The sequence below is a fragment of the Variovorax sp. DAIF25 genome (genome assembly GCF_050711835.1).
Taxonomy (GTDB): Bacteria; Pseudomonadota; Gammaproteobacteria; order Burkholderiales; family Burkholderiaceae_C; genus Variovorax.
The window spans coordinates 1,337,985-1,364,805 of the sequence record NZ_CP136637.1; the positions used below are offsets into that span (position 1 = coordinate 1,337,985).

29 protein-coding genes are annotated in these 26,821 nt (G+C 68.2%); 11 read left to right on the forward strand and 18 right to left on the reverse strand.

All coding sequences use genetic code 11. From position 1 onward, the window contains the following. Positions 1 to 24 precede the first annotated feature (24 nt). Together R0232_RS40380 and R0232_RS40385 are read left to right on the forward strand one after the other, a co-directional pair. Positions 25 to 705: a heavy metal response regulator transcription factor gene (locus R0232_RS40380; RefSeq protein WP_208512467.1), complete on the forward strand. Its 681-nt coding sequence runs from the start codon at positions 25 to 27 to the stop codon at positions 703 to 705. Further along, positions 702 to 2,099, forward strand: a complete 1,398-nt coding sequence (locus R0232_RS40385; RefSeq protein WP_431513043.1) for a heavy metal sensor histidine kinase — start codon at positions 702 to 704, stop codon at positions 2,097 to 2,099. Before R0232_RS40380 ends, R0232_RS40385 begins: the two co-directional genes overlap by 4 nt. 15 nt (positions 2,100 to 2,114) lie before the next feature. On the opposite strand, the gene R0232_RS40390 is transcribed toward R0232_RS40385, so the two are convergent. The 5 genes from R0232_RS40390 to R0232_RS40410 are packed head-to-tail and all read right to left on the reverse strand — an operon-like array spanning position 2,115 to position 7,501. Beyond that, the gene (locus tag R0232_RS40390; protein ID WP_431513044.1) at positions 2,115 to 2,936 is read right to left on the reverse strand and encodes an ABC transporter substrate-binding protein; all 822 of its coding nucleotides are present in this window, start codon (positions 2,934 to 2,936) and stop codon (positions 2,115 to 2,117) included. A 55-nt stretch (positions 2,937 to 2,991) separates the two neighbouring features. Further along, entirely contained in the window at positions 2,992 to 3,987 is a 996-nt protein-coding gene (locus R0232_RS40395) for a quinone oxidoreductase family protein (RefSeq protein ID WP_431513045.1), read from the reverse strand. Between the two features lie 14 nt (positions 3,988 to 4,001). Next, entirely contained in the window at positions 4,002 to 5,084 is a 1,083-nt protein-coding gene (locus R0232_RS40400) for an isocitrate/isopropylmalate dehydrogenase family protein (RefSeq protein WP_431513046.1), read from the reverse strand. Positions 5,085 to 5,097: 13 nt separating this feature from the next. Then, positions 5,098 to 6,474: an MmgE/PrpD family protein gene (locus R0232_RS40405; RefSeq protein ID WP_431513047.1), complete on the reverse strand. Its 1,377-nt coding sequence runs from the start codon at positions 6,472 to 6,474 to the stop codon at positions 5,098 to 5,100. 49 nt (positions 6,475 to 6,523) lie between these two features. Then, a complete protein-coding gene (locus R0232_RS40410; protein ID WP_208512462.1) occupies positions 6,524 to 7,501 on the reverse strand; it encodes a Bug family tripartite tricarboxylate transporter substrate binding protein in 978 nt (325 codons plus the stop codon). Positions 7,502 to 7,604: 103 nt separating this feature from the next. On the opposite strand from R0232_RS40410, the gene R0232_RS40415 reads away from it, so the two are divergent. The 3 genes from R0232_RS40415 to R0232_RS40425 are packed head-to-tail and all read left to right on the forward strand — an operon-like array spanning position 7,605 to position 9,201. After that, entirely contained in the window at positions 7,605 to 8,552 is a 948-nt protein-coding gene (locus R0232_RS40415; RefSeq protein ID WP_208512461.1) for a LysR family transcriptional regulator, read from the forward strand. 43 nt (positions 8,553 to 8,595) lie between these two features. Then, positions 8,596 to 8,943, forward strand: a complete 348-nt coding sequence (locus R0232_RS40420) for a hypothetical protein (RefSeq protein ID WP_431513048.1) — start codon at positions 8,596 to 8,598, stop codon at positions 8,941 to 8,943. A gap of 6 nt (positions 8,944 to 8,949) precedes the next feature. After that, positions 8,950 to 9,201, forward strand: a complete 252-nt coding sequence (locus tag R0232_RS40425) for a hypothetical protein (protein ID WP_431513049.1) — start codon at positions 8,950 to 8,952, stop codon at positions 9,199 to 9,201. Here R0232_RS40425 and R0232_RS40430 read toward each other — a convergent pair. The 6 genes from R0232_RS40430 to R0232_RS40455 all read right to left on the reverse strand — a co-directional run bounded on the left by R0232_RS40430 (position 9,190) and on the right by R0232_RS40455 (position 12,653). After that, positions 9,190 to 9,831 carry a class I SAM-dependent methyltransferase gene (locus R0232_RS40430; protein ID WP_431513050.1) on the reverse strand — a complete coding sequence of 214 codons (642 nt, stop codon included), beginning with the start codon at positions 9,829 to 9,831 and terminating at the stop codon, positions 9,190 to 9,192. The genes R0232_RS40425 and R0232_RS40430 overlap by 12 nt on opposite strands. A 281-nt stretch (positions 9,832 to 10,112) precedes the next feature. Next, positions 10,113 to 10,457, reverse strand: coding sequence for a hypothetical protein (locus R0232_RS40435; protein ID WP_398493440.1), 345 nt, complete (start codon positions 10,455 to 10,457; stop codon positions 10,113 to 10,115). A gap of 82 nt (positions 10,458 to 10,539) precedes the next feature. Further along, positions 10,540 to 11,376: a hypothetical protein gene (locus R0232_RS40440; protein ID WP_431513051.1), complete on the reverse strand. Its 837-nt coding sequence runs from the start codon at positions 11,374 to 11,376 to the stop codon at positions 10,540 to 10,542. Between the two features lie 145 nt (positions 11,377 to 11,521). Then, positions 11,522 to 11,728 carry a hypothetical protein gene (locus R0232_RS40445; RefSeq protein ID WP_431513052.1) on the reverse strand — a complete coding sequence of 69 codons (207 nt, stop codon included), beginning with the start codon at positions 11,726 to 11,728 and terminating at the stop codon, positions 11,522 to 11,524. Between the two features lie 188 nt (positions 11,729 to 11,916). Continuing rightward, positions 11,917 to 12,243: a hypothetical protein gene (locus R0232_RS40450; protein WP_431513053.1), complete on the reverse strand. Its 327-nt coding sequence runs from the start codon at positions 12,241 to 12,243 to the stop codon at positions 11,917 to 11,919. A 35-nt stretch (positions 12,244 to 12,278) separates the two neighbouring features. After that, positions 12,279 to 12,653, reverse strand: coding sequence for a hypothetical protein (locus tag R0232_RS40455; RefSeq protein ID WP_431513054.1), 375 nt, complete (start codon positions 12,651 to 12,653; stop codon positions 12,279 to 12,281). Positions 12,654 to 12,809: 156 nt separating this feature from the next. On the opposite strand from R0232_RS40455, the gene R0232_RS40460 reads away from it, so the two are divergent. Beyond that, the gene (locus R0232_RS40460; protein ID WP_431513055.1) at positions 12,810 to 13,142 is read left to right on the forward strand and encodes a hypothetical protein; all 333 of its coding nucleotides are present in this window, start codon (positions 12,810 to 12,812) and stop codon (positions 13,140 to 13,142) included. A gap of 253 nt (positions 13,143 to 13,395) precedes the next feature. Here the strand turns inward: R0232_RS40460 and R0232_RS40465 are convergent, their stop codons facing one another. Both R0232_RS40465 and R0232_RS40470 read right to left on the reverse strand, forming a co-directional pair. Next, complete coding sequence (locus R0232_RS40465) at positions 13,396 to 14,925, reverse strand: tripartite tricarboxylate transporter permease (RefSeq protein WP_203206525.1); 1,530 nt, start codon at positions 14,923 to 14,925, stop codon at positions 13,396 to 13,398. A 10-nt stretch (positions 14,926 to 14,935) separates the two neighbouring features. Beyond that, the gene (locus R0232_RS40470) at positions 14,936 to 15,361 is read right to left on the reverse strand and encodes a tripartite tricarboxylate transporter TctB family protein (protein WP_177239571.1); all 426 of its coding nucleotides are present in this window, start codon (positions 15,359 to 15,361) and stop codon (positions 14,936 to 14,938) included. Between the two features lie 215 nt (positions 15,362 to 15,576). On the opposite strand from R0232_RS40470, the gene R0232_RS40475 reads away from it, so the two are divergent. After that, on the forward strand, positions 15,577 to 16,776 hold the full coding sequence (locus R0232_RS40475) for a hypothetical protein (protein ID WP_431513056.1): 1,200 nt from the start codon (positions 15,577 to 15,579) through the stop codon (positions 16,774 to 16,776). Between the two features lie 27 nt (positions 16,777 to 16,803). Here the strand turns inward: R0232_RS40475 and R0232_RS40480 are convergent, their stop codons facing one another. After that, entirely contained in the window at positions 16,804 to 17,619 is an 816-nt protein-coding gene (locus R0232_RS40480) for a helix-turn-helix domain-containing protein (RefSeq protein WP_431513057.1), read from the reverse strand. Between the two features lie 302 nt (positions 17,620 to 17,921). Here R0232_RS40480 and R0232_RS40485 point away from each other — a divergent pair, with 302 nt between their 5' ends. Then, positions 17,922 to 18,881 (forward strand): autoinducer binding domain-containing protein, encoded by a 960-nt coding sequence (locus R0232_RS40485; protein ID WP_431513058.1) that lies wholly within the window; start codon positions 17,922 to 17,924, stop codon positions 18,879 to 18,881. Positions 18,882 to 18,908: 27 nt separating this feature from the next. Here R0232_RS40485 and R0232_RS40490 read toward each other — a convergent pair whose 3' ends face one another. After that, positions 18,909 to 20,063 (reverse strand): helix-turn-helix transcriptional regulator, encoded by a 1,155-nt coding sequence (locus tag R0232_RS40490; protein WP_431513059.1) that lies wholly within the window; start codon positions 20,061 to 20,063, stop codon positions 18,909 to 18,911. A 197-nt stretch (positions 20,064 to 20,260) separates the two neighbouring features. Here R0232_RS40490 and R0232_RS40495 point away from each other — a divergent pair, with 197 nt between their 5' ends. Both R0232_RS40495 and R0232_RS40500 read left to right on the forward strand, forming a co-directional pair. Next, on the forward strand, positions 20,261 to 21,298 hold the full coding sequence (locus tag R0232_RS40495; RefSeq protein WP_431513060.1) for a phosphate/phosphite/phosphonate ABC transporter substrate-binding protein: 1,038 nt from the start codon (positions 20,261 to 20,263) through the stop codon (positions 21,296 to 21,298). 81 nt (positions 21,299 to 21,379) lie between these two features. Further along, a complete protein-coding gene (locus tag R0232_RS40500; protein WP_431513061.1) occupies positions 21,380 to 22,018 on the forward strand; it encodes a CHAP domain-containing protein in 639 nt (212 codons plus the stop codon). A 32-nt stretch (positions 22,019 to 22,050) separates the two neighbouring features. On the opposite strand, the gene R0232_RS40505 is transcribed toward R0232_RS40500, so the two are convergent. Beyond that, positions 22,051 to 23,622 (reverse strand): lipase family alpha/beta hydrolase, encoded by a 1,572-nt coding sequence (locus R0232_RS40505; protein ID WP_431513062.1) that lies wholly within the window; start codon positions 23,620 to 23,622, stop codon positions 22,051 to 22,053. 12 nt (positions 23,623 to 23,634) lie between these two features. Continuing rightward, positions 23,635 to 24,429: a CHAP domain-containing protein gene (locus tag R0232_RS40510; RefSeq protein WP_431513063.1), complete on the reverse strand. Its 795-nt coding sequence runs from the start codon at positions 24,427 to 24,429 to the stop codon at positions 23,635 to 23,637. Positions 24,430 to 24,670: 241 nt separating this feature from the next. Between R0232_RS40510 and R0232_RS40515 the strand changes: the two genes are divergently transcribed. Further along, positions 24,671 to 25,429: a hypothetical protein gene (locus R0232_RS40515; protein ID WP_431513064.1), complete on the forward strand. Its 759-nt coding sequence runs from the start codon at positions 24,671 to 24,673 to the stop codon at positions 25,427 to 25,429. A 104-nt stretch (positions 25,430 to 25,533) separates the two neighbouring features. Here R0232_RS40515 and R0232_RS40520 read toward each other — a convergent pair whose 3' ends face one another. Next, on the reverse strand, positions 25,534 to 26,550 hold the full coding sequence (locus tag R0232_RS40520) for a hypothetical protein (RefSeq protein ID WP_431513065.1): 1,017 nt from the start codon (positions 26,548 to 26,550) through the stop codon (positions 25,534 to 25,536). Positions 26,551 to 26,821 lie beyond the last annotated feature (271 nt).

The window sequence follows — 26,821 nt, forward strand, 5'->3', positions numbered from 1 at the left end:
CGGCGGCCCCCGGAAGGACACAACATGCGCGTGCTCGTCGTCGAAGATCATCCCAAGCTGGCGGACTACCTGCGCAAGGGACTCACCGAGAACGGCTACGTCGTCGACGTCGCGGCCGACGGCATCGACGGCCGCCATCTCGCGGTGAACGGCGAGTACGACATCGTGGTGCTCGACGTGATGCTGCCCGGCCTCGACGGCTTCGCGGTGCTCAAGGCGATCCGCGCCACCAAGGACGTGGCGGTGCTCATGCTCACGGCGCGCGACCAGGTCGAGGACCGCGTGCGCGGCCTGCAGGACGGCGCCGACGACTACCTCGTCAAACCCTTCGCGTTCTCGGAGCTGCTGGCGCGCCTGACCGCGCTGCGCCGCCGCGGCGTGCGCTCGGGCGGCACCTCGGAGCCCACCGTGCTGACCCTGGGCGAGCTGCAGCTGGACCTCGCGCGGCGCAAGGCCTCGCGCGGCGGTCAGGCGCTCGAGCTGACCAACAAGGAGTTCCTGATCCTGGCGCTGCTGATGCGGCGCCGCGGCGAGGTGCTGTCGCGCACCGTGATCGCCGAGCAGGTGTGGGACATGAACTTCGACAGCGACACCAACGTGGTCGAGGTGGCGGTGCGCCGCCTGCGCGCCAAGCTCGACGAGCCTTTCGAGACCCCGATGCTGCGCACCGTGCGCGGCATGGGCTACGTGCTGGAGTCCGCGTGAAGGCACCGCGGGTGCGCTTCGGGTCGATCTCGGCGCGCCTGGTGCTGATGCTGGCGGTGGTCGCGGTCGCGGTGTTCGCGGCCACCGGCTACCTGCTGCACAAGGCGCTCGAGCAGGTGCTGATCGCCGACGAGCGCTCGGACCTCAGCGGCAAGACCGAGGTGGTGCAGCACTTCATCGACGAGGTGCGCACCCCTGCCGACCTGCCGATGCTGCGGCGCCACCTCGCGGCCACCAGCGTGGGCGGCCGCTACCGCTGGAACGTGTGGCTGATCGCGCGCGACGGCGAGATGCTCTACGGCGCCGAGCCGATGCCGCCCACGCTGCGCGGCGAGGGCAACAAGGTCTGGCTGCAGCGGCAGGACGGCGTGGTGCTGCGCGGCGCGCACTACCGGCTCGACGAGCACGCCATCTTTCCGGGCGCGCAGGTGCTGATCGGCATGGACCCGCGACCGCGCGCCGAGATGCTCGACCGCTACGACAACTACGGCCTGCTGGTCGGCGCGCTCGGCGTGCTGTGCACCGTGGCGCTCGGCGCCATCGCCACGCGGCGCGGCCTGCGCGCGCTCGCGGACCTGTCGCGCGAGGCCTCGGTGATACGCCCCGGCGGGCTGTCGCAGCGGCTGACCCTGCCGGCCGACAGCACCGAGCTGCTGCCGCTGGCCCTGCGCTTCAACGAGGTGCTCGCGCGCATGGAGGATGCGTGGACCCAGCTCGAGGGCTTCAATGCCGACGTGGCGCACGAGCTGCGCACGCCGCTGGCCATCATGATCAACGGTGCCGAGCTCGCGCTCGCGCGCGACCGGCCCCAGGACGAGATGCGCGAGGTGCTCGAGTCGCACCTCGAGGAGCTGCGCACGCTGGGCTCGATGGTCAACGACATGCTGTTCCTCGCGCGCGCCGACCGCGGCGACGCGGCCGAGGACCTGCGCGAGCTCTCGCTGGGCGAGCAGGCGCGGCAGGTGGGCGAATTCGTCGAGGTCTTCCTCGAGGAGAAGCGCCAGCGGCTCGAGATCGAGGGCGATGCCTCGGTGCCGGTCAACCGCGTGCTGCTGCGCCGCGCGCTCGTGAACCTGCTGACGAACGCGTCGCGGCATGCGCCGCAGGAGGCCGTGATCGGGCTGCGGATCGAGGCGCTGCCGGAGGGCGCGCGCATCACCGTCTCCAACCCCGGCGATGCGATCGCGGAAGAAGTGCGGCAGCACATGTTCGAGCGCTTCTGGCGCGGCGACAGCTCGCGGCCCCGGACGGGCGAGCGCTTCGGGTTGGGGTTGGCGATCGTGCGCGCCATCGCGCGCATGCACGGGGGCGAGACCTTCGTGCAGGGCACGCCAGGCGTCAACGAAATCGGGTTCACGCTGCACCCGCGCGCGAGCGCGTCGACGCGCGCCTGACGAACGCGGCGCCCCTCAGGACGCGCGAGGCGCCACCGCCGCCCCTTCGATCCCGTGCCGGCGCAGCGCCTCGGCCACGAAGCCCGAGGCCTTCATCTCCTCGATGAAGCCACCGAGCCAGGCACGCGCCGCGAGCCGGCCCTTGGGCACGCCCATGGCCTGCTCGATCGCCATGAAGCGCCCGGGCAGCAGGCGCACGCCACCGACACGGCGTGCATCGGCTTCGAGCTGCTGCTTCACGCCGGCCGCCACCTCGAGCTGCTGCGACAGGAACAGGTCGACGACCGAGGGCGAGGTCGGCGCGCGCACCAGCGTGGCGGCCTTGAGTTCGCGCGTGAGGAACAGGTCGTAGGCGCTGCCGCGGCCCACGGCCACGCGGGTGCCGGCGCGGTCCACCTCCTCGTTGCGCCGCAGCGGCGAGGCCTCGCGCACGAGATAGGCCCCTTCGATGACCACATAGGGCGCCGTGTATTCGGTGTCGGCCGCGCGCACCGGATCGATGGCGACGAAGGCGAGGTCGACCTGCTTCGCCTTGACCGCCTCGACCACGCTGCCGGCCGAGTTGAAGGGCACGAGTTCGATGGCCAGGCCGAGTCGCCGGGCGGCCTCGCGCGCGAGATCGACCGACACGCCGCGCGGCTCGCCGCCGGGACCCCGGTTGGCGAGGATCGGATTGCCGAAGTTGATCGCGGCGCGCAGCTTGCCGGTGCCGCCGAGCTCCGCGATCGCACCCGCGCGCAGGTCGGGCGTGGTGCCGGCACAACCGGCGAGCAGCAGCGCGCCGGCCGCGCCGAGGAAATTGCGGCGATCGCCGCGCACGAGATCGGGTCGGTTCATGTCTGCTCCTGGATCGCACGATGTGCCCGCCGCATCGTAGCGGCGCGCGCCGGTTTCAGCCGGGTTGGGGCATGCGCAGCACGATCTTCCCGATGTGCGCCCCGGCCTCCATGCGCGCCTTGGCCGCCGGCAGCTCGGCGAACGCCACCACCTGGTCGATGCGCGGCCGGATGCGGCCGGCCGCGAACAGCGGCAGCACCTCGGCGACGAAACGCGGCACGCCCGAGGCGCGCTGGACCTTGGTGCGCAGCTTGTTCGAGACGCCGAACAGCACCAGCCGGCGCGCATGCAGGGCCTCGAGGTCGAGCTCGGCGTGCAGCACGCCGTCGACATGGCCCACGGTCGCGTGCCGCCCCTCGAACGCCATCGCGCGCAGGTTCTCGGCGAACACCGAACCGCCGACCGTGTTGACGACGAGGTTCGCGCCCTTGTCGCCGGTGGCCCGCAGCACGGCCGGCGCGAAATCGGCGGCGCGGGTGGGCAGTGCGACATCGAGCCCCAGCGGCGCGAGGGCCGCGAGCTTGTCGGCCGAGCCCGAGGTGCCGATGACGCGCGCGCCGAGTGCCTTGCCCAGTTGCAGCGACGCCACCCCGACGCCCGAGGACACGCCGTTGACCAGCAGCCATTCGCCGGGCTGCAGCCGGCCCTGCAGCACCAGCATGTCGAACGCGACCAGGAAGGCCAGCGGAATGCTCGCGGCCTCTTCCCAAGACAGCGCCTGCGGCACGGCCATGGCCTCGGCCGCTTCCATCAGCGCGTACTCCGCGAAGGCCCCGGCGCAGCGGCCCATCACGCGGTCGCCGACTTGAAATCCACTAACGGCATTTCCAACATCGACCACCCTGCCTGCACCCTCCCCGCCGGCCGGCCGCCACGTACCCGAAGCGCCATGGCTCGCCAGGAACTCGCCGCGGTTGAGCGATGCCGCATGCAGGCGCACCAGCAACTGCCCCGGGCCCGCGGTGGGCACCGGCACCTCGCGTTGCTCGAGCACGCCGCCCGCCTCGCTCATCCGCATCCAGAAGGACTGCATGGTGGTCGCTTCGGTCATCGAGAGATTCCCCTTCAAGCACTCAGATGGCGCAGCACGGCCTGCGTGAACGCCACCGTGTTGCCGCTGCCGCGGATGTCGCCGGTGCGCGCCGAACGATCGGCCAGCGCGGCCGTGGTGGCGCGCGACATCGACGCCGCCATGCGCACCGCGCCCTCGTTGCCGCGGCTGTGGCCCAGCCAGTCGAACAGCATGCGCGTCGATTCGATCATCGCGTAGGGATTGGCGATGCCCTGGCCCGCGATGTCGGGCGCCGAGCCGTGCGTGGCCTGCGCCATCGCGATATCGCCGTCGCCGATGCACAGCCCCGGCGCCATGCCCAGGCCGCCGACCAGGCCGGCCGCCTCGTCCGAGAGGATGTCGCCGAACATGTTGGTCGTGACCACCACGTCGAAGCTCTGCGGATCGCGCACCAGCCGCATCGCGAAGGTGTCGACGATCACGTCGTCGACGCGCACGTCGGGGTACTCCTCGGCGAGCTTCCTGCACTCCTCGACGAACATGCCGCAGCCGAGCTTGAACACGGTGTCCTTGTGCACATAGGTCAGGTGCTTGCGGCGCTGGCGCGCGAGTTCGAAGGCCGCACGCGCCACGCGCCGGCTGCCGGTGCGGGTGATCACGCGCACCGACAGCGTCACTTCGTCGTTGGGCCGGAACTCGCCCGAGCCCGCGACCATGTTGCGGTCGGGCTGGAAGCCCTCGTTGTTCTCGCGCACGATCACCAGGTCGACGCCGTCGTGCAGGCAGCCGATGTCCGGGTACGAGCGCGTGGGCCGCACGTTGGCGAACAGGTTGAAGGTCTTGCGCAGGATCGGATGCGGGTTGATCGCGTTCGGTCCCTTGGGATAGGCGCGGTGGCCGATGGGCCCGAGGAGCCAGCCGTCGAGCGTGCGCAGGGTCTCGAGCGTGCCGGGCGGCAGGGTGTGGCCGTGGGTCTGGAGCGCGCGCGCGCCGATCGGCAGCGGATGCCAATCGATGGCCACGCCGTGCAGTTCGGCGGCCGCGCGTGCGATGTCGACCGAGGCCGGCACGATCTCGTGGCCGATGTCGTCGCCGTCGAGGATGCCGATGCGAAGCGATGGAATGCTGTTCGTCATGCGTGCCTCCTGTTCAAGCCAACGGCGCGGTCAATGCGGTCAGCGTGCGCAGGTCGGGCAGCGCGGCCAGCGTGCGGCACACCTCGGTGATCCGGCTCGAACGCTGTGCGCCGAGCAGCGGCACCGCGAGCGCGTCGAACTTGGCCTCGAGCTGCGCATCGGAGAGCGGGTTGTGCATCGAGCCGATCGCATGATCGACTTGCACCTCGACGCGCCGGCCGTCGCGCAGCAGCGCGCTCACGTGCACCGATTCTTCCGCGATGCCGTCGTCGACCACCGCCTGCACCCGGTTGCGCAGCGCGACCACGCGCGGGTCGTTGACCACCGCATCCGAGAACTCCTCCTCCCCCGCGCGGCCATGGATCAGGCCCACGGCGCAGCCGTGGTAGACGCTGAACTTGCCCTGCAGCCCGTCCTTCGGCTCCTTCTTGCCCGTGAGCTCGAGCACCAGCGAATGCACGCGCAGCTCGATGCGTTCCACGTCCTCGGGCCCGATGCCCTGCGCGCGCAGCCGCACGCAGGCGTCGATGCTCGGATGGATCACGATGCCGCAGGCGAAGGGCTTGTAGGTGTTGAAGGAGATCTCGAAGCGCTCGCCGAGTTCGTCGGTGACCTCGTGCCAGGCCCGCTTGTCGGAGGCCACCTGCACGAAGCCGCGCGGCGCCTCGAGCGCGCGCTCGCTGGCCGTGAAGCCCTGGCTCGCGAGCAGCGCCGACATCAGGCCCGCGCGCGCCGCGGCGCCCGGATGGAAGGGCTTGGTCATGGTGCCGAACTGCTCGCGCAGGCCCACGGGCTGCGAGGCCGCGATGCCGATCGCCATCGCCGTGCGGTGTTCGTCCAGCCCCAGCAGCCGCGCGCAACCCGCGGCCGCGCCGAGCATGCCGGTCGAGCCCGTGATGTGCCAGCCGCGGTCGTAATGGTCGGGGTACATGGTGTTGCCGATGCGGCAGGCCACGTCGATGCCCAGCACCAGCGCGTCGATCAGCTGGCGGCCCGAGGCACCGCGGTGCTCGCCGAGCGCGAGCAGCGCCGAAGCGACCGGGCCGGCAGGATGGATGATGGTCTTCAGGTGCGTGTCGTCGAAATCGAAGGTGTGCGAGGTGATGCCGTTGAGCAGCGCGGCACTCGCCATGTCGACCTTGTCGGCGCGGCCCGGCATGCTGGCCTGCGGCGCCGGCTCGAGCATGCGCACGGCGGCGATCGCGGCCTCGGCCGCCTCGTGGCGCGCGGCGCCGATGGCGCAGCCGAGCCAGTTGTAGAAGGTGCGGTGTGCTTCGCGCTCGACCGCGTCGCTCCAGCCGCGCGAGGGATGCGTGGCGACGAAGCGGGCCAGGATGGCGGTGACGGGAGGGGCCGAGGTGTCGGCGGAAACGTGCGTGTTGCGGGCCACTGGTGTTCTTGCTGGTTGCGTTGAGAAAAGGAAAGGGAGCCGGCCGGGCCTACTCGTCGAGCTGGATGTTCCGGGCCTTGGCGAGCGCGGTCCAGCGCGCGATCTCCGAGCCGATGTACTTGCCGAACTGGTCGGGCGTCATCGGCCAGGGCTCGACGGCCTCGCTCGCGAGCTTCTCGGCCAGGTCGGGCGCCTTGAGCACCGCGACCTGGGTCTCGTTGAGGCGGCGCACCACGTCGGCCGGCATGCCCGCGGGGCCGACCGAGCCGTACCACTGCATCGCGTCGAAGCCCTTGAAGCCGACCTCGTCCATGGTCGGCACGTCCTTGAGCTGCGCGCTGCGCTTGCTGCCGGTGACGGCCAGCGCGCGCATGCGACCCGAGCGCAGGTGCGGCAGCGCCGCCGCGAGCCCCGGGAACATGGCCTGGGTCTGGCCGCCCAGCACGTCGTTGATGGCCGGCGCGATGCCGCGGTACGGCACATGCACCATGACCACGCCGGTCTCCTGCTTGAACAGCTCCATCGTCATGTGCGTGAGCGAGCCCGCGCCGGCCGAGCCGTAGCTCACCTTGCCGGGGTTGCGCTTCACGTAGTCGACGAACTCGGCCACCGTCTTGGCGGGCACGTCGGCATTGATGGCCAGCACGTTGGGCGTGGCGCCGATCATGCCGATCGGCGTGAAATCCTTGATCGCGTTGTAGCTCACGCGGCGCGTCGCGGGCGTGGTGCCGTGGGTCGCCACATAGCCCTGCATCAGCGTGTAGCCATCGGCCGCGGCGCGCGCGGTGTTCTGGCAGGCCACCACGCCCCCGCCGCCGCTCTGGTTGTCGATCACGAAAGGCTGGCCCAGCGCGCGGCCCCAGCGTTCGGCGACCACGCGGGCGATCATGTCGTTGCCGCCCCCGGCGGCGACCGGCACGATGTAGCGGATCGGCTTGCTCGGAAAGTCCTGCGCGATCGCGAAGCGGGGCATCACGATGGCGGCCGAGGCCGCGGAAGCGGTCAGCAGCAGTTGGCGGCGTTGCATGTCGGTGTCTCCTTGTTCTGCCGCGCATCTTCTGCCTGGGCGTCATTGCAGTAAATTGCAAGTTTTTGGGGGTTTATTGCATGAACTGCATGAGTGAGACCGAATGCTGAAGCCCTCGCTGGCCGACCTGCGCGCCTTCGTCACCGTGGGCGAGCTGCAGAGCTTCGCGGCGGCGGCGCGCACCCTGCACCTGTCGCAGCCCGCGCTGTCGCGGCGCATCTCGCACCTCGAGGAGCTGCTGGGCGTGCGCCTGTTCGACCGCACCACGCGCAGCGTCGAGCTCACCCTGCTGGGCCGGCGCTTCCTCGGCCAGATCCGCGGCCTGGTCGACGACCTCGACCGCTCGGTGCTGAGCCTGCGCGACGCGGCCGAGCTCGAGGCCGGCGACGTCACCATCGGCTGCGTGCTGTCGACCGTGCACCACTTCATGCCGCCCGTGATCCAGGCCTTCCGCGCGCGCCATCCGCACGTGCTGGTGCGCATCATCGAGGAGGGCGCCGACGAGGTGCTCGCGAGCGTGAAGCAGGGCGAGGCCGATTTCGCACTCAACTACATCGGCATGCAGGACCCCGAGGTGGAGTTCACGCCGCTGCTCAAGGAACCCTACGTGCTGGCCTGCCCCGCCGACCATCCGCTGGCGCGGCGCAAGTCCGTGGGCTGGGAGGAGCTCGCGCAGTACCCGCATGCGCGCGTCTCGCAGGCCAGCCGCAACCGCCTGTTCATCGACCAGGCCCTGGCCGAGCTGCCGCCGCTGCCGCGCCCGGTGTGCGAGGTGCGCCACGTCTCCACGCTGATCGGCATGGTCGAGAACGGCCTCGGCGTGGCCGTGGTGCCGCAGCTCACGCTGCCGCGCAAGCCGGCCGCGGTGGTCGGGGTGCGGCTGGAGCGGCCCGAGATCGGGCGCACCATCGGCGTGATCCGGCGCGCGGGGCGCAGCCTGTCGCCGGCGGCGGCGGCGTTTCTGGAGATGCTGGCGCTGGCGAGCCGCTCGAGCGTGAAGCCGGCCAGGCCGACAAAGGCCCGGGCGCGGCAACGGCGGCAAGAACCCTGAAAACCCCGACGACACCGTCGACGATGCGTTCCACGCAGGCTTCATGGTTCGCGCATCGAGATTGGGCATCATCGAATGGCACCAGATTCCTCTCGAAGTCTCGAACCGCGCAATGATGGTCGCCAACGAGAAAGAAAACTGCGAGGAGTCCGCATGGGCAAGCGCTGCATCATCGCCGTCGACGGTGGACGAGCAGGACACCGTGGCAGTCCTGGATTTCGTCCGGGGACTGCTTCGCCATGGGAAGCTCCGTGCTCCATTCGCCAACCAGAAAGAGACCCATCGAGCCCACCACCGCCACTGCCATGATTCCGGCGACGACGATGGCCCCTGGGTGCGAGCCCAGGTGCTCGTGCCGAAGGAATGCGTTGACGACTACGAGTCCGACTGAAGTGCCATGATCGCCAAAGTCATCGTGACCCTGTCGTGGGCCGCACTGGGCTTCGCCATGGCGGCCGGCGTCCTCGCCGCCTTCGGGGCGCTGCTCCACGTCTTGGCGCTGGCCGGCGGCCTGCTGCGCGGCTTCCGGCACGACGACGCCGCCGACGACCGCCGCCAGGCAACGCATCTGCTGGCTGCCGCCGGCATCTGCGCGCTGGTCGCCGCGGCGGTCGGCGGCCTCGTCCTTCTCATCGCGTCATTCCAGTGAATCAGGCTTGCGCTTCGCGTAGAACACGTGGTGGCCCAGTGGGCTTCCTGCCTCGGCGATGTGCTCATCGGTGAGCAATTCCATCCCGGCCTCCGCAAGCCAGGCCTTGTAGGTCTTCGAATCCGCGTGGCTCCAGTACATCTCGGCGCCCTCGACCCCCAGCCAGTCCTGCTCCGTGCCGGTCCAGGCACCGCTTCCCAAAGTGGCGACGAAGAGGCCGCCCGGCTTCAGCCAGCTCGCGATGCGCTTGAAGAGATCGGGCTGCTCTTCCAGGGGAACGTGGATGATCGCGTAGAAGGAAACGACCGCATCGAACGAGCCCTGCGGGAAGCGCAGCGTCGACATGTCTTCGCACAGGAATTCGGCCGCCGGTACGAGTGACCTGGCGCGCTCGATCTGCACTGGCGAGATGTCCACGCCGACCACGCTGCCGAGTGCGGCAAGCGCCCGGGTGGTCGGAATGCCACAGCCGCAGCCCAGGTCGAGGAGGCGGGCGGACGGCGCGAGGTCGTTGGCCAGACGTGCGGTCCACCGCGCGTAGACGGGATCGTCGTCTGCCTCGTTGCCGCTTCGGTAGGCGAGGGACACCTTGTCATAGCCGTCTCGAACGATCTGTTTGGGGTCTGTCATTTTTTCTGCTCCCGGTGTTGAGGTGTGTGGGTGGCGAATACATCCACGTTGGTGCGCGCAATCGCTGCCTCGCCTCAATGATGCGGCGAGAGGCGCTCGGCGGAATCAAGGCGAAGGATGAACCGTCTTTTCGATCACGACGACATCCTGATCGAAGTACATGACCAACACCTTCGTGCCAGGTGTCAGCGGTACGGCATGGTCAAAATTCAGTGCCTGCCGGGGGATGGGTGAATGCCCGCTGCCCCAAGCGGCATTTGGTGCCACACGGAAGCGAGCATTCAGTCCGAAGATTTTGCTTGGGCTGCCCACTCCTGGATTTGCTTCTTGCTGGGCAAATGAAGGTGCTCGTGGATCAAGTCGAGCAAGCGCACCATGGTCTTCCGTGCAGCCTCCGAGTCGCCCTCCGAGTACTGACGATAGGCAAGTTCGGTCTGGTCGCTTAGAAGTCCTATGTACTTGTCGGCCCCCTTCTTGCGGGCGACAACAGACAACGACTCCCGAAGGTATGCCTCGAACCGTTCATCGAGGCTCATGTCCGAAGAGGAGCCTGTGAATTCAGGTGCACTCACCAGCATGGCCATGGCACCCTGAAAAAATCTTCTAGATGCTTCTGCTGGTGTCATCTTCTACGACCCTCTTGAACGTCTGCTTTTTGGAGTGCGACTCGAACGTTGTGACGCAGGAGCTGGTGACCGAAAACAAGCACTAGAGGCCCTCGTACTTTCCATCGTCACAGACATAGAGAACGCTCGTCAGATACCACCGTCCATCTTGTTGCTTCAAGTGATACTCGTAGTCATCTTCCATGGCGAGAGTCCCGGTTCCCTTGCTATGGCGTGTCTTGACCAAACAAGTGTCTTTGCTCTCGACCATCTCCAGAATCACCTCACTCGCACTCTCATGCGAGGAGTGACTTCCAAAAGCGATCGGTTGACGCGTCTGGCCGGCCGGACAGTATTTTTCCAGCAATGAAGCATATGCGGCTTCAGCGGCCTGCATGCCCGTTTCGCGATCGCGTGAACACAGCTGGTTGCAATAGAGGTTCCACGCCTCGTAGTCAGCGATAAAGGCTCGAACCAGTTCACTCGGCCCCAAGCGCTCGATCATCGATGCTTCGATACGAAACTCCGAGACGGGCAACGCTTCTGGTTTCAGCACTGGTTCACGCTCGTTCTGGACCGCCTCGCCCCAAATCGAGATTGTTCCAGTGAAGTTGCCGGGCTCGGTTGCCGAGATATGAATCTGAGTGGGCACAACGCTACGGCCTTCGTACGTGGGTGTCGCGGTGTAGCGTGTGACATGGCCGTCCCGGGCCAACTGCGAAATGGTCCCCAGATCCAGTCGCGCTTTGAGCTCAACAGCGAAAGGAGGGACATAGACCACATTTGGCGGAATACGCTCTCCACCAAACTCCGGAGGCAGCAAGAGCAGCTCTTGAAGCTCACCCTTCCTGTGCAGGTCTTCGGCCTTTTCGCGGGAGTCGACATTGCGGTAGTCCGGCCCCGTTGCTGGAGCGCCTCGCTTCTTGAACCAACCGAACATTTCTTCTCCTTCATTTTTGCGCCACGCTCTGCCACGCCGTTGCGAAAATCAAAAAAGCCAGTCTGAGGACTGTTCTTTGCCTAGACCGAGCATCGTAGCAACGACGATTGAGAGTCTGAAGCGGGCTTGGCTCGCAATTTGCATCTTAAGCATGCCGGGCCTTGATCAGTTCGAGATAGCGGATGAGGCCCTTCCTTAGAACTGCGTCTTCAATAGAGAAGACGTCCTCGATGCCGTCGTCACGTATTCTGGCGGCATTGAAAATGAGTTGCCCAAGACGCAGGTCAGGCTCAAGTCGCCAGATTTCACCGAGCAACTCAAGAATCTCGGGGATTCGGTCCGGGTCGCGCATCAAGGTTTTCCTTTCTGGAGTCGCTCATCAGGCGAACAATAGCTTTGTCGGTTCGCGGGATTTCCCACACGATGCTTTCAGAAGGTCGCGGCGGCAAGCAAGAACGGCAAGACACGAGAGGCGCAGCCTAACGGCCGAGCGAATGCAGAGGATTCCCGCTTGGAGCACCCTCGTACGAATCTCATGGTTCACCCGCCCTCCGCGACCTTGCGAGCATTCTGGCCACTGGCGTCATTGACGCATTGAGTCACCGACCAAACAGCCTGAAAAAGGTCGGCGGAAATCGCTGCAACGATTCCGTATTCCCTCTTCGTTGTCTCTTCCTCCTCCCACTCTCCTTCTGGAAGGACTCCATGCCGATCGGCCGCATGCTCGCTGTCGTATCGGAGCGCCGTTCCGTCTGGCCTGATCTCGACGTAGCGTACCCAACGGTTGTCGGCTCCGATCTCCGAGTAGCAAACGTACTCTTCGACTCCCAGCGTGTTTCCGCTCGAGCAATAGAGGCGATACAACATATGTGATCCAGACGTTCGAGGAGGGGCCAGGGAAGTCAGGTGAAACGCCTGTCGATCAGCGAGGCGAAGTTCGAGTCGACGACCATCCTGGCAAATTGCATTGGTTGCAGACTGACGCCCTCTTTCGCAGCAATGGCGCTGTTCTTCTCCCACAGAAGACGAAAGCTGTCTTCTATCGAGGGCCCCAGATCAAGCTCCCGTTTCAGAGTCTCTGCCCAGGAATCACCACCACCAAAGGTTTTTTGCACGACTGAAAGCATCACCGTTTTCTTGTCGTCTGGCAGTTGCCCAATGCTGTGCAGAACAAGGTTTTCCAGGATCAGCAGCAGGGGACGTCCGGCATATCGCCCCGGATCGGCGCCCTCACTTCGAAGAGGAGACTTGGTCTTTGACTTGAAGATGCCGAACATCGATCTCTCCTGAAATCAGGGCGCTATTGGACAATCCGCTTTTGGGTCGAATGCGAACTCGGGCTAGGCTCTTTCGCGCTCCCGCAAGTACGCGACACGACAAGCCGGGCAGAACTTTACTGACGCGCGAGTCGCCTGCCCGACCCAACACGGACCATGCGCTACAAGATTCACGAATGGATAGGCCTGTTCGGCGTGCAGTGCTGCTTCCCGAGGTGGAGGAGCCATGGTCCCATACACAATGGGAACGTTGTCAACGGACAGCTCCTCTTCGTGAACGGGACAAATGTTGAAGGCCGCAAGCGCGTTCTCCATGGACTCAACGGCGTTTCCCGTCTGCGAGTTGAACTCCGCAAGCATGCGTTCTTGCCAATAGAAAAGCCGGCCTTTTGCAGACGACGCGCGATGGAGCGTCAAGACAAACTTCGAAGCGGTCTCGTCACCGTGAACCGACCTCAGAGCGACGAAATTTTGGCGGGCATTCATTGACTGAGGGTACCGTGAAGGTCTGCTTTGAGCGAATTCTGCCCGAGCATGAGTGTCCGCTCCTTGCCGGCAGCGGCAGGTCGTTACCGCAATTGAGCCAGGACCGAACGCTACATCGCACCCCGCACCCAATAAAAACGCCCGATGAAATTCATCGGGCGTCCTTTACCGGCTTCAACGGGCCGGCTCCGTGTCCCTCTCAGGCATCAGCCTGCGAAGGACGGGTCAAGATGAGCTTGGCAGCTGCAACCGCCCCTCAAGCCCCATGCGCCTCGCTCGCCGGCAACGCCGCCGGCCCCGCGCGCCGCGCCTTCTGGATCGAGCGCACGAAAGCCACGAGCTGCCACACCACGAACACGCCGATCAGGCCCAGCAGGGTCGCGCTGATCGGGCGGTTCACGAACACGCCGAAGCTGCCGCGGCTGATCAGCATCGCGCGCCGGAAGTTCTCCTCCAGCATCGGCCCGAGGATGAAGCCCAGCATCAGCGGCGCGGCGTCCAGCTCCAATCGCATGAAGGCGTAGCCGAGGCAGCCGAACACGGCGGTGATGAAGATGTCGTCGAGGCTGTTGTTGACGCTGTAGGTGCCGATGCAGCAGAAGAACAGGATCGACGGGAACAGCACGGCGTACGGGATCTTGAACACCGACAGCCAGTAACGCACCAGCGGCACGTTGAGCGCGAGCAGGAAGCAGTTGCCGACCCACATGCTGGCCACCAGGCCCCAGAACAGGTCGGGGTGGCTGGCGATCATGTTCGGACCGGGCTGGATGCCCTTGATCACGAACGCGGCCAGCATCAGCGCCATCACGGGGTTCTCGGGGATGCCGATGCTCATCAGCGGGATGAAGCTGGTGCGCGCGGCGGCCTCGTCGGCCGCGGCCTGGCCGGCCACGCCTTCGATGCAGCCGGTGCCGATCTCGTGCTTGTACTTGCTGACCTTCTTGTCGATGGCGTAGGCCGCGAACTGGGCGATCGAGGGACCGCCGCCGGGCAGGATGCCGAGGAAGGAACCGATGGCACCGCCGCGCAGCGCGCTCGGAATGATGCGCTTGAACTCGGCCCAGGTCGGGATCAGGTTGATCTTGCCGTTGAAGGGCGAGCGCTCCTCGCGCGCGTCGAGGTTCTTGGTGATCTCGGCGATGCCGAAGCAGCCCAGCGCGATGCTCACCAGGCCCACGCCGTCGGCGAGGAAGGGCAGGTCCATGGTGTAGCGCTGCATGCCGCTGTTGACGTCGGTGCCGATCTGGCCGAGCAGCACGCCGATGAAGCACATCGCGAGGCCGTTGAGCAGGCTGCCGGTGGTCACGAAGCTCACGCAGACGAAGCCCACGAGCATCATCGAGCAGTAGTCGGCCGGACCGAACAGGAAGGCCACCTCGCCGAGCATCGGCGCCATCCAGGCCAGCACGACGATCGCGATGGTGCCGCCCACGAAGCTCGAGAAGCCCGCGGTGAACAGCGCCAGGCCGGTCTGGCCCTTGAGCGTCATCGCGTACCCGTCGATGCAGGCCACGATGCTGCTGGCATGCGGGATCTTCATCGTGATCGCGCTCACGCTGTCGCCGTACTGGGCGCCGTAGTAGATGCCGGCCAGCATGATCAGCGCGCCGCCGGTGGGAATCGAGTAGGTCAGCGGCAGCAGCAGGCTGATGGTGGCCAGCGGGCCCAGGCCCGGCAGCAGGCCCACCAGGGTGCCCACGGTACAGCCGATGGCGCAGAACAGCAGGTTCTGCATCGTGAGCGCGTGCGAGAAACCGAACGCGAGATTGTTCAAGACTTCCATGGCTTCGTCCTCAGAGCAGGGGCAGGTTCAGGCCCAGCAGCTTCTGGAGCGCGAAAGCCATCGCGATCAGGCCGAGGGAAATCTTGACGTTGCGCACCCACGAGTACGAGAGGCCGGCAGCCGTCGAGGCGAACACCATGAACACGATGCCCGCGACCATGTTGATGTGCTCCGAGATCAGCGCGAAGCCGCAGAGGCTGCCGATCACGATGCCGATGTTGCGCAGGTTGAGTTCCATCGGCTGGCGCGCGACGAAGCGCGAGCGGATCACGGTGGCCACGCCGATCAGGCCGAGCAGCACGCTGACGATGAACGGGAACATGCCGGGCCCGGCGCGCGAGAAGTCGCCGATCGGGTAGTTGCGCGCGGCGGTGATGCCGAACAGGAGGGAAATGGCAATGAGGAAGAGCCCTCTGCCTAGGTTGCGGTCGTTCATGTCTGTCTCTGTGGGCGTGCCTGCGCAGCGCGCCTGCGGCCTGTTGTGATGGAGGCAGGGATGCTCGGCGTCGGCGGCTGACCGAAAACTGACACGCGGGCCTCGGGAACTACGTACGGCCGACTACGCCGCAGGTAATCGACGGGCCGCGCCGGTGCGGCGAGGATGCGCGCCTTGCGTCGCTTCTACGCGTTTACCCGAATACCGGAGTCCGCTTGAATCCCTTCCGAACCCTCGCCCCGATCCGCCCCGCCTGGCTGCTGCTGGCCGGCGCGGTCCATGTCGCCGCGCTCGCGCAGACCGCGACCGTGACGGCCTCGCCGCCCGCCGCGACTTCCCCCATGGCCGCGAACGCGCCCGACGCCTGCAGGCTGATGCCGCGCGCCGACATCGAGGCGCTGTTCCCCGGACGCCCGGTCACCGACAAGGGCCCCACGCTGAGCCCCCTGAGCCGCGGCCCGCAGTACGCCGAGAGCTGCGCCTACGTGGTACGGCTGCCGAGCCCGACCTCGACGCTGGACTTCGCGCGCTTCGCGAGCCTGACCGTGGTGCGCTGGGGCGACTCGCCCGTGGTCGGCCGCGGCACCGCCACGGACAGCTTCGCCTCGATCCGCACCGCGCGCGAACGCGTGGCCACCGACCCCAAGCTCAGCCTGCGCATCGAGCCGCTGGCCGGCGTGGGCGAGGAGGCCTTCATGGAGACCAGCACGCACCGGGTCGCGGTCTATGCGCGCAAGGGCGACCTGATCGTCTCGGCCAGCCTCGATGCCTATTCGAGCCAGACGCCCGGCAACGCGAGCGCGCTCGCGCGCCAGGCGCTGTCGCGCTGGCAGCCGGGCACCGGCATGGTGGCGGCTGCGGCGCCGATCGCCACCCAGGCGGCGGTCGAGGTGCCGGCCGACACGCGCGTGTCGCAGACCGCGCCCGCCGACCAGTGGCCCGATGCCTGCGCGCTGATGACGCCCGAGGACGTGAAGGCCGTGTTCCCCGACATGACGATCGCGGCGCCGGTGCAGTTCAAGGGAAAGATCACGCACGAGTCGCGCGAGAACCGCATCGAGGAGATTCCCAGGCCGATCGGCTGCCTCTACAACGTGCGCCGCACCGACACCCTCGACGGCAAGCGCGTGACCGTTTCGCACCAGGTGCAGATGAGCGTGCGCAACCTCGCATCGACGCCCGCGTTCTCGCAGCGCTACTTCGAGGTCTCGAAGAAGGTGGGCGAGCCCAAGACGCCGGTGGCGGGCCTCGGCGACGAGGCGAACATCGACATCCTCAACCGCATCCAGATCCGCAAGGGCCTGCTGAGCGTGGAGGTGCGCGTGGGCGGCGGCGAGCGCGACGCGGCGCTGCACGCGGTGGCGCGCGAACGCGTCAATGCGCTGGCCGCGCGCGTGGCGGCGAAGCTGCCCTGAGGCCGCGCCGACGCCGACCTCACCGCTTCAGCAGCAGGCCTCCGCGTCGGCATCGGCGTCGCTCATCACCTCGCGCGTGTGCGCATCGGCCGCGAACCACAGCTCGATGCGCAGCGACGAGGAGTTGATGTCCTGCGGAATGCCGAAGGCACTCTGGAAGGTGGAGAAGTTCAGCACGCCCAGCGGCGTGTCGAAGCTGAGGTTGAGGCTCGGCGTGGCGAGGCCGAGCGAGGGCACCTCGGGCAACCGGCCGTAGCGGCGGTGCAGCGAGTCGGCCAGCCGATCGACGCGCGGCCGCAGCGACGGGCGCAGCCAGCTCTCGGTCTGCAACTGCGCGAGCAGGCTGGCGCCGACCTGCGCCGCGTTGCGCGAATGGCTCAGCAGGCCGTCGTCGTGCGCCACGCAGTCGATCATGTCCAGGCCTTCGAAGCGGTGGTCGACGGCCTCGCAGTAGCCGGGCATCACGACCGTGCAGAGCCACTGGCCCGCGCAGTTGGTCGCGAGCATCTTCCAGTCGGGATCGAACACCAGGCCCGGCAGCGGGTTGTGCAGCTGCACCATGCGCTGCAGCGCGGCCTCGTTGGCCTCGGTCATGCCGATCCACGACGCGCCCTCCTCGCTGGCGACGGTGGTGAAGCCGCCAAGCGACAGCGCCGCGTTGCGCAGCGAGGTCGGCGCCTCGACCTCGTTCATCCAGGCCAGCAGCAGGTCGCGGCTCGGCGCGGCGCGGCCGGTCTCGAGGAAGCTGACGTGCCGCTGGGAGACGCCCAGCCGCAACGACAGATCGAGTTGGGACATGTTCTTGCTCGCCCTCGTATGGCGCAGCAGCAGAGGCAGGCTCATGGGATCAGGGTCCAGGGATCGAAAAGCCCGCCATTGGACCTGAACGAGGAGCGAAACGCTTCGTCGCGAACGCAACAAACATGCGTAATCCGGGTAACAGGCGGTAGCGCCTTTGCACATGGTGCGCGGCCATTATCTGGAAGGTTATCGACGCCCTCCAGCCAGGGCGGCAACATGCCCTTCGCACCGGTGCCAGAGGCCTCTCGCGCACGGGTCGCAGCGCCGGTCCGGCGTTCCCCGGACCGCACGCTCGCCGCGCGACACGCGCGGCCTCCAGCCTCCTCGTCCACCGCATCGAACCCTTGCCCGCCGCCCATGTCTTCCTGCCGTACCGACGCAGCGCGCGCTCGTCCGAGCTGCCGCAGCCGCGCGCCGAAGCGCCACTGTCCGCCATGCCATCGGAAGACCCGGCGGTGCGCGGCATGACGGGGCTGCCGCTGCACAGCGCGGCGCCGGTTCGTTTCGTCACGGACGGCCCGCTGCCGCACGCCGTCGACGGCGGCGCCGCGGCCGGCGAGGACGACCCGCTGCTGCGCATGCGCCCGATGCTGCAGGCGCTGGGCTTCCAGTGGTTCGCCTACGGCACCGTGGCGCTCGCGCAGGGCCGCTGGCGGCCCTCGAGCTTCTTCACCGGCCATGCCAATCCCCGCTGGACCGAACGCTATTTCTCGCAGCAATACCAGGAGGTGGATCCGCGCGTCGATGCCGCGCAGCGCAGCGCCGGCCCCTGGGTCTGGGACCGCGACAGCCTGGCGCGCCAACACCCGCCCGAGGACGCCCGCTTCGCGCTGCACGAACGCTTTCTCGAGGACCTGCGCGCCAGCGGCATCGGCAGCGGCGTGCTGTTCAGGCTGCCGGCACCGCCGCTGTCGTTGCCGCTCGGCGAGCACACGCTGGTGAGCCTGCAGTCGGAGCGCACGGACAGCGCCTGGATCGGCGCCGGCATCGTCGCGCTGGCCCGCATGCTGGCCGAGGACTTCCACCGGCGCGTGCAGTCCTGCGGCCTCGCTTCGGCGTCGGCCGCGGACCGGCTCGGCGACATCGGCAACGCTTCGAGGATGCTCAGCGCGATGCAGCTGCGCATCCTCGAGGAACTGCGGCAGGGCCGCGGCGACAAGGAGATCGCGCACCGGCTGCAGGTGTCGGGCCATGCGGTCGACTACCACCTGCGGCAGCTGCGCGCGCGCTTCAAGGTGCGCAACCGCGTGCAGCTCGTGAACGCGGCCGCGCGCGCGATGCTGCCGGGCGCACCGGCCGCCTGAGCGCGATGTGCGCGAGGCCTTTCGGCCTCACTCCTGCGGAAAGCTCGCCACCAGCAGGCGCACCAGCTCGGCCTGCCGCTGCACGCCCAGCTTGGCGAAGATCTGCTTGAGGTACTGCCGCGCGGTGCCCGCCGACAGCGCCATGAGCCCGGCCGCGCCGGCCAGGTCCTCGCCCTTGCCGAGCAGCACGGCCAGTTCGGCCTCGCGCGCCGTGAGCCCATAGGCCTCGACCAGCCGGGCCGCGGCGATGGTGCCGTCGGTGCCGGCGTTGTGCACCATCACCGCGACGCGCGCGCTGCCGAACTCGGCCTGCGCCGAGAGGCTGGCGGCCGGCACGATCGACAGGATCAGCGGCCGCAGCGGCAGCGCGCGCCGGATGGTGACCGGCAGGCCCTGCGCCGCCACCGCGCCATCGCTGAGCGCCGCGCGGCGCGACTCGGGCGCGAGCTCGGCCGCGAGCCGCACCGCCTGCTGCAGCCGGCGGTCCTCCGCGCCGTCGCGCGCGCGCAGGCCTTCGCGGTCGGCGCGCAAGCCGCAACCGGGCTGCGCCAGCAGCGCGCTCGCGCTGCGGTTGAGGAACACCACGCGGCCCGCGACATCGAGCAGCAGCACCGCCTGCGGCGCCAGGTTCAGCATGTCGTGCGCCGCACCGACGCTGGCGCGCGTGCGCTGCCGCAGTTGCGCATGCAGCTGCTCGATGGTCCGCAGGTGCGGCACCAGCGCCTGGATCGAGGCCAGCTCGTCCTCGCGGAAATCGTGGCCCGACTCGAGCGAGCGGCAGTAGCTGAGGCCGCGCCAGCCATCGTGCTCGCGCCAGTACGACACCGCGGCCAGGCCGCCGTTGAGCGGCCGCAGCACCTCCTGGTAGAGCTCGGTGCTGGCCATCGCCCGGCGGCTCAGGAAGGTAGAGGTGCGCACCGGCAGGCCCGAGGCCGTGAGCCGGACCAGCGACTCGTGATCGGCCATCGTGAGCCACTGGCCGAGCTCGCGTTCCTCGACCTGGCCGAACTGCGTGCAGGCGCGCCACTCGGTGTCGCCGTCGTGCATGCTCGTCATCACCACGTGCTCGGCGCCGATGCACTCGCGCAGCACGTTGAGGTCGATGCCGCCGGCACCCGGCGCCGCCACCTCGGCATACAGCCGCCGGACCGCGTCGGCCAGCGCCGTGGATTCCAGACCCATGTTCCCTCCTGTTCGGGAGTAGCGCGCGCGGGGACGGATGCGCAGACTCCAAACCCTGCTGTCATTGGCCGGACGGCGGTCGCGTCACGGCGCGCCGCAACGCGTCCGGGCCGTGCCAGCGTTTGTCGTGAACCCGCATGGCGCCGTCCTTCCTCACCCTTTCACATGCACCCCCGGGTGCCACCCGCCGCGACGCATTGCTGCGCGTCGCGCGCGGCGGCGCCGGCGTGCTCCTGTTGTCGGGCTCGCGTCTCGCGCCAGCCTCGGCGGCCTCGAGCGAGGCCTTCTCCCCTGTGTCTTCCGCCCGGTTGCGCTTCGCCCTGCCGCTGCTCGACGAGGCCCTGGCCTCGCGCGCCGCGTGGGAACCGCTGCTGCACCCGCTGTGCGCCGCCGTCGGCTGCGCGCTCGAGACGGCCACGCTGTCCAGCCTCGAATCGCTGGCACGGGCCGTCGCGCACGCCGAGGTCGACGCCGGCTTCCTGGCCCCCGAGGCCGCGCTGCAGGCGGTGGTCGAGGGGCGGATGCGGATTCTCGCCCAAGCGAAGCGCCCGGCGGCGCAAGACCCCAACCGCGCGGTGCTGCTGGTGCGCCGCTCGGCCCCGCCCGACGCGCTCGACCGGCTGCTGGCCGAGCCCCAGGACTGGCGCATCGCCTACGGCGAGCGGCGTTCCATCGCGGGCTATGTGCTGCCGCAGGCGCGGCTGTTCCTGCCGCGCGGCATCGACATGGAGACCGCCTTCCGCACCGAGACCGTCGGCTCCACCTTCGCGAGCAGCCTCGCGCTGGCCAACGGCGATGTCGACATCGCGACCGGCACGCTCGAGGACCACCGCCTGTTCTGCCGCCGCTTTCCGCCCGAGGGCCGGCAGCTCAGGATCGTCTGGCAATCGGAGCCCCTGCCCGCCGAGCGCTTCGCCATCCGCGCCGACTGGCCGCGCGCCACGCGCCAGGAGGTCCGCCGCTTCCTGCTGCGCTATGGCGCCGCCGCCGGGCCGCGCAGCGCCCGGGAGCGCGCCGTGCTGCGCGCGCTGAACGCGCCGGCCGGCTACGAGGCGGCACCCCACGCGACGCTGCTGCCGGTGGCGCAGCTGCAGCGCGACCTGGCACTGCAGCGCGTGCGCGCCGCCCAGTGGACCAGCGACGCCGCGCGCGCACGCCGGCTGGCGCAGATCGCGGCCGAGTACGAGCGGCAGAAGGCGGTGCTGCTGCGCGACGAGGAGCGGGTCGCGGGCTGAGTGCCGGTGCGTCATGGCCACCGGTTCCGGTGGCCCTTGCCGCTGCCCGCCGCGGGCTTCGTGCGAGGATGGCGGCCGTTCATGTCCGCCACCGCTCCCTCGCCACCGATGCGCCTTCGCCGCCCCGCCCTTGTCCTCGCCACCCTCGCCGGCATCGCCGCGCTGGCCGTCGCCGGCTACGGGGGCGCCACCTACTTCAACCTCAACCCCGCGCGCGAGGTCGGCGCGGTGGTCGACGAGTTCAACGGCGTGAAGGTCTACTACAACGGCGGCGTGAACAACGCCGAGGGCCGCGCGCTGTCGAGCGACGGCTACAACCTCGGCATCCAGTACCAGTGCGTGGAGTTCGTCAAGCGCTACTACTTCGAGCGCTTCGGCCACCGCATGCCCGACGCCTACGGCCACGCCAGGGACTTCTACGACGCGGCCACGCCGCAGGGCATGCCGAACACGAAGCGCGCGCTGCTGCAGTACCGCAACGGCCAGGCCGAGAAGCCGCGGGTCGACGACCTGATCGTGTTCGCGCCGACGCTGCTCAACCGCTATGGGCATGTCGCGATCGTGGCGGGCGTGGGAGAACGCGAGATCGAGATCGTGCAGCAGAACCCCGGGCCGTTCGGCGAGAGCCGCGCGCGGCTCTCGCTCGATGCGCAGGGCGGGAACTGGCGCGTAGAGGGCGGCACGCTGGGATGGCTGCGGCGCGCGCAGGCACCGTCCTGAGCCAGGCGACGCGCGGGTGAGCCTTCCCCGTCTCAACGCCAGGGTCGCATCTCCACGCGCAGGGTTCCCGTGAGGCCGGGCCGCACGTCCTGGATGATCGTCATGTCGAAGGCATAGCCATCGGCGCCCTGCAGCGGGTACAGCGTGGCCTCGATGCCGGGCTTGCCCGGATGGACGTCCTGCGCACCATAGAAGACGCGCCACCCGTACTTGGCGGCGGCATCCGGGAAAGCCTCGACGATGATCAGGTCGCGATAGACGAAGCCGCCTTCGTAGTGGCGCTTGAGGAACAGCAGCCCGTCGATCTCGTAGTCGGGCACCAGCACCTTGATGTCGAAGGCGAAGCTCACCGAGCCCGAGGCCACCACGCTCTTGCTCGGGTCCAGGAACAGCGAGAACAGGTGCGGGCTCTTGCTGCGGTCGGGCATGCGCTGCTTGCCCTGGGCCGGAAACAACTCGTCGTAGCCGCGGAAGATGGCCGAGTTCTCGCGCGCCTCGCGCCGCGTGATCTGCCACTGGGCACCCCGCACGCTGGCCACCACCTCGAACTGGTAGGAGGCCTTCACGCTCTTGCCGTCGTCGAGCGCCGCCTGCACCTCTTCCGGCAGCGTGATGTCGTCGATGTCGAGGATGCCGTCGGCGCGCAGCTGGCCGAACAGGAAGCGCGTGAGGTTCTGGTAGCCCTCTTCCGAATTGACGATGCCGTAGTGCCCCGAATGGCTGCGATTGACGAAGGCGCGTGGCGATCCGACGTCCGTTCCGTCGGCCGCCAGCCCGTGGGTGGTGGCGTTCTCGATACGCACCAGGCCGTCGCTGGCATCGCCCGCGGCCCATGACGAGAGGCCCCCGGCCACCGCGTAGTCGCGCGCGTTGGTGCCCACGAGGTTGAACACCCGCTCGGGCGGGAAGTTCGTCACCAGCGACACGTCGTCGCCCTTGGGAACGGCCATGTAGCCGGCCATGCGCTCGCGGTTGAAGTTGTTGACGTCGCCAAAGGACAGCCAGCCCGGCACGTTGCGCACGATGCGCATGTCGATGCCGTTGTGCGGCGTGGCGTAGGTGAAGAGCTTGTCGACCGCCGCGCGCGCCGCGGCCGAGCCCAGCCTGGGGTTCTGCAGGAAGGCGCGGCAGACCAGCCCGCCCATCGAATGCGCCACCAGGTAGACCTTGAAGTCGGCCGGCGTCATCGCGTTGTTCGGGTTGGCGCACACCCGGTCGCGCAGGCGCAGGATCAGCTGGTCGAGCCCCTGGGCGAAGGTCTCGATCGCCGGCGTCTTGCCGTTGCCGAAGTCCTTCGAGGCATCGTCGTAGTAGCGGTAGATGACGATGCTGCGGTAGGGCACGGCCTGGTCGGCGCGCGTGGCGGCCATCAGGTCGTCGCCGTCGACGAACACGTCCTCGTAGCGGTGGTCGCCCATCAGCCGGACCAGCGGCGACTCGAAGTAGAAACGGCGCATGTCGCCGGTCCAGGCCATGCGCGTCTTGGTCGAGCCGATGTTGAAACCCATGTAGGGATCGGCCACGGTCTCCTCGATCTCGCCCTGCGTGGCAGCGAAGCCGCGCACGTAGATGATGGGGTGGTAGGGATGCTGTGCGTTGCTCATGGTCGGCGTTCCTCAGAGACCCGCGTAGTCGATGAAGCCCTTGTTCACGCTGTTGACCTTGCGGGTCAGCCGGAACACGCCGATCCCCTCGCGCGATCCGCCCACATTCGAATTGCCCTCGAGCGTCGTCATGATCCCGCCCGTCACGCTCTCGATGAGGCCGGTGTGACCCAGGCCGCCACCGTGGTCCATGATGAAGATCATGCCGGGCTGCAGCACGGCCGGGTCGGCCTTGGCCGCGGATGCGTTGATGCGGCGCGCACCCTTGGAAGGCGCGCCGTTCCAGTGCGCGAGGCAGCCCGCGGTCTTGAACAGGGGGCTGGCGCGGCCGAGCTGCCGGGCCGCCTGCTCGAAGCACCAGTAGACGTAGGCCGCGCACCACGAGTGCCCGCCGCCGAGCCCGGTGCTGCGCAGGTAGGCCTCCACGTCCGGCCCCCGGTTGGAGCCGGGCGGCACTTCGCGCACCTGGCGCGCTTCCTCGCCCGACGCGACCGCCAGTGCGCGCTTCAGCAGATCGTCGGTGGTGCTGGTGGCCACGGGCACCTGGTCGTCGCCGAACAGGGCCGCCCAGGTGATGCTGCCGACCTCGCCGTCGATCTTCAGCGCATGGCCTTCGCTGTCCACGCTGCGCGACTGGAAGAGCTTGACCGCGCTCTTCATCATCGGGCCGAAGCTGGGCTGCTGGGGATCGAGCTTGATCGCTTCGCCGCCCTTCAGGACCAGCACCCGGTTCAATCGGTCCTTGAGTTCCTTGACGATGCGGGCATCGGTTTCGCCCTGCTTGATGACGCGGCCGGGATATTGCATGGCATGGTCCCCCAAAGTTGATCGAATCGACCTCGAATCCACCGTGCGACTGACATGCCCGCCGTTGCACGCGGATCATGTTCTTGTTGTTGTGGGTTCGAGTCTTTCACCGGCGCCATCCCACGCCTATATCCCGCTTGCTCTACTTCCTCGGGAGGATGGTCGGTGCCGGACGCGCGCCTTACCGTCACGGCCATCGGCAGGTTCCCTGCGGCACGGCGGACTTCGCGTCCGGTTCCCCATGAGCGATCTTCCTTCCCAGAAATCGTGGCTGGAACGGGCCACCACCGCGGTGGGCATTGCGGGGTCGCTGGTCACCGTCGCGCTCACGGCCTGGAACGCCCAGACCAAGCAGCAGATCGATCAGCGCGAGGCGGAACTCAAGATGCAGACCGCCGCGCTCGACGCCGAACTGCGCCGGCGCAGCACCAGCGTGGAGGAATCCAAGGAGCGAGTGGAGCGCTACAAGTGGGTCTATGGCCTCGTGCCCGAGCTCAGCGCGGCCGACGGCTCCAAGCGCAACGCGGCACTGGCCATGGTGCGGCTCGCGCTCTCCAAGGAAGAAGCCGAAGGCCTGCTCGCCGGGCTGCAGCAGTCGCCCGATGAACAGGTCCGCAAGGCCGCGGCGCAGGGCGTGGCCACCATCGCCAACATCGAGAACGCCGAACTCGTGCGGCTGGTGTCGCAGGTGAATGCCGCCGGTGCCGACGAGCGCCGCCGCGCGACCGGTCGCCTGCAGCGCGACTTCAACGATTCGGCCGAGGCCATTTCGCTGGCATTGAAGCTGCTCGATGCGAGCCAGGTCGACAAGCTGTCGCCGAGCGGGTTGATCAACGTTCTCTATTTCCTGTCGCGCACGGATCCGCGCGCGTGGACGCCGACGGAGATCGCCGCGGCCAACCGGGTGCTGCCGGGCGTGCGCGCGCGCAATGCCGGGCCGCAGACGCAGGCCGAACTGGGGCGGGTGGAGGACACGGTGAAGGCAGCGGGGCGGCAGTAGCCCGCGTCGCGCCAGCCGCCCGCCGCGGCGATCGCGATCTTCCGGCCCTGCTTCGCCGAGAAGATCATCGCGGGGCCGCGACGATGAACGTCAAAAGGGCCGCGTTAGCAAAGCAGCCCGCGGCAATCGAATGCCGTCATGAAGACGATGTAGGGACGGCCACCATCGTCGTAGCTCCGCCAGGGCCTGGCCCCCGTCGCGCCTTCGCGGTTGAGGATGGCCATCAGCTCCGCCGCTTGCTCGAAGGTGTTCGGCCTGGCCGCGGTCGTCACGTCCGCCGCCTTGAACTTGAAGCTCGACACTTGCGCCTCGTCTCGAACGTAGAGGTTCACCAGCTTCTCGGCGACGAGGGCCGATGTCACGAACACCGAACCCTTGGCACCCTGCTCGTTCTGCTCGGCGACGAAGCCGGTGCTCCCGCCGGACTTGGCGGTCACCAGCTCGAAGACGCAGCGAGCGGTCGATGGCGTCTCCTTCACCAGGGCAAGGCCCGCGCCCCGAACCTGGGTGCCGCAATAGCCGAGCTTGCCCAGGTCGTTGAGCGGCCGGAGCAACTCCTCCGGGCTTGCGGCCATGAGAGGGACCTTGATCGCATCCACGTACTCGTACTGGATCGCCTCACCCGTCACCTTGCTGAAGACGTTCTTCGGCGAGGTACCGCCGCTGGGCGTGAGGCGATAGCCCTCCGCGCCCTGCGCCTGGAAATCGGCCAGCGTCAGCGGCGCGCCCGTCGAGACGAAGCGATGGTCGTAGCGAGCCGTCTGGCCCTTGCGCTGGTAGATCGCTCGCCACTGGCCACGCGCCGAGGCATCGACGAAGACGATCCGATCCAGCAGGTAGCCGGCGAAAGCGGGACTCGTGAGTTCCGTCGTGAAGGCATCGAAGCCGCTTGCATCGACGTTCCCCAACAGGAAGGTGTAGGGCGTCGTCTGCATCGGGCGGGCCGTGGCGGGATCGGGCACGGCCGCAGGAGGCGGATTGCGGGCCTCCTCGATGCTCGCCAGCGCGGCCGCCGTGGCCGGCGGCAGTCCGGCGTAGCCGTCGCTTCCGCCTCCACCGCACGAGGCCAGGATGGCCGAGATTCCGAGCACGGTCGGCAGCAGGCGAAGCGATCTGTTCATTGATTTCTTGACGGGACGGGAAAGCGACGCGACGGTGCATGCGCTTGCGGTCGCAAGGGACGCCCCTGCCGCTGGCACGACCAGCGCGAGCCTGCGGGCTCTGTGCGTCGACCTCTCTCCTCGTCCCCTGTGTAGTTTTGTGTGTCAGCGAATCTTACGTGGGAGATGCGCTGTCCCGGACGGCGTCGATCGCTCGGCAGAAGAATTTCTTCTTACCGTTGCACGAATCGCACGCCTCGTCCCCTGCGTGGTCCCGCACGGCAGGCGAGCT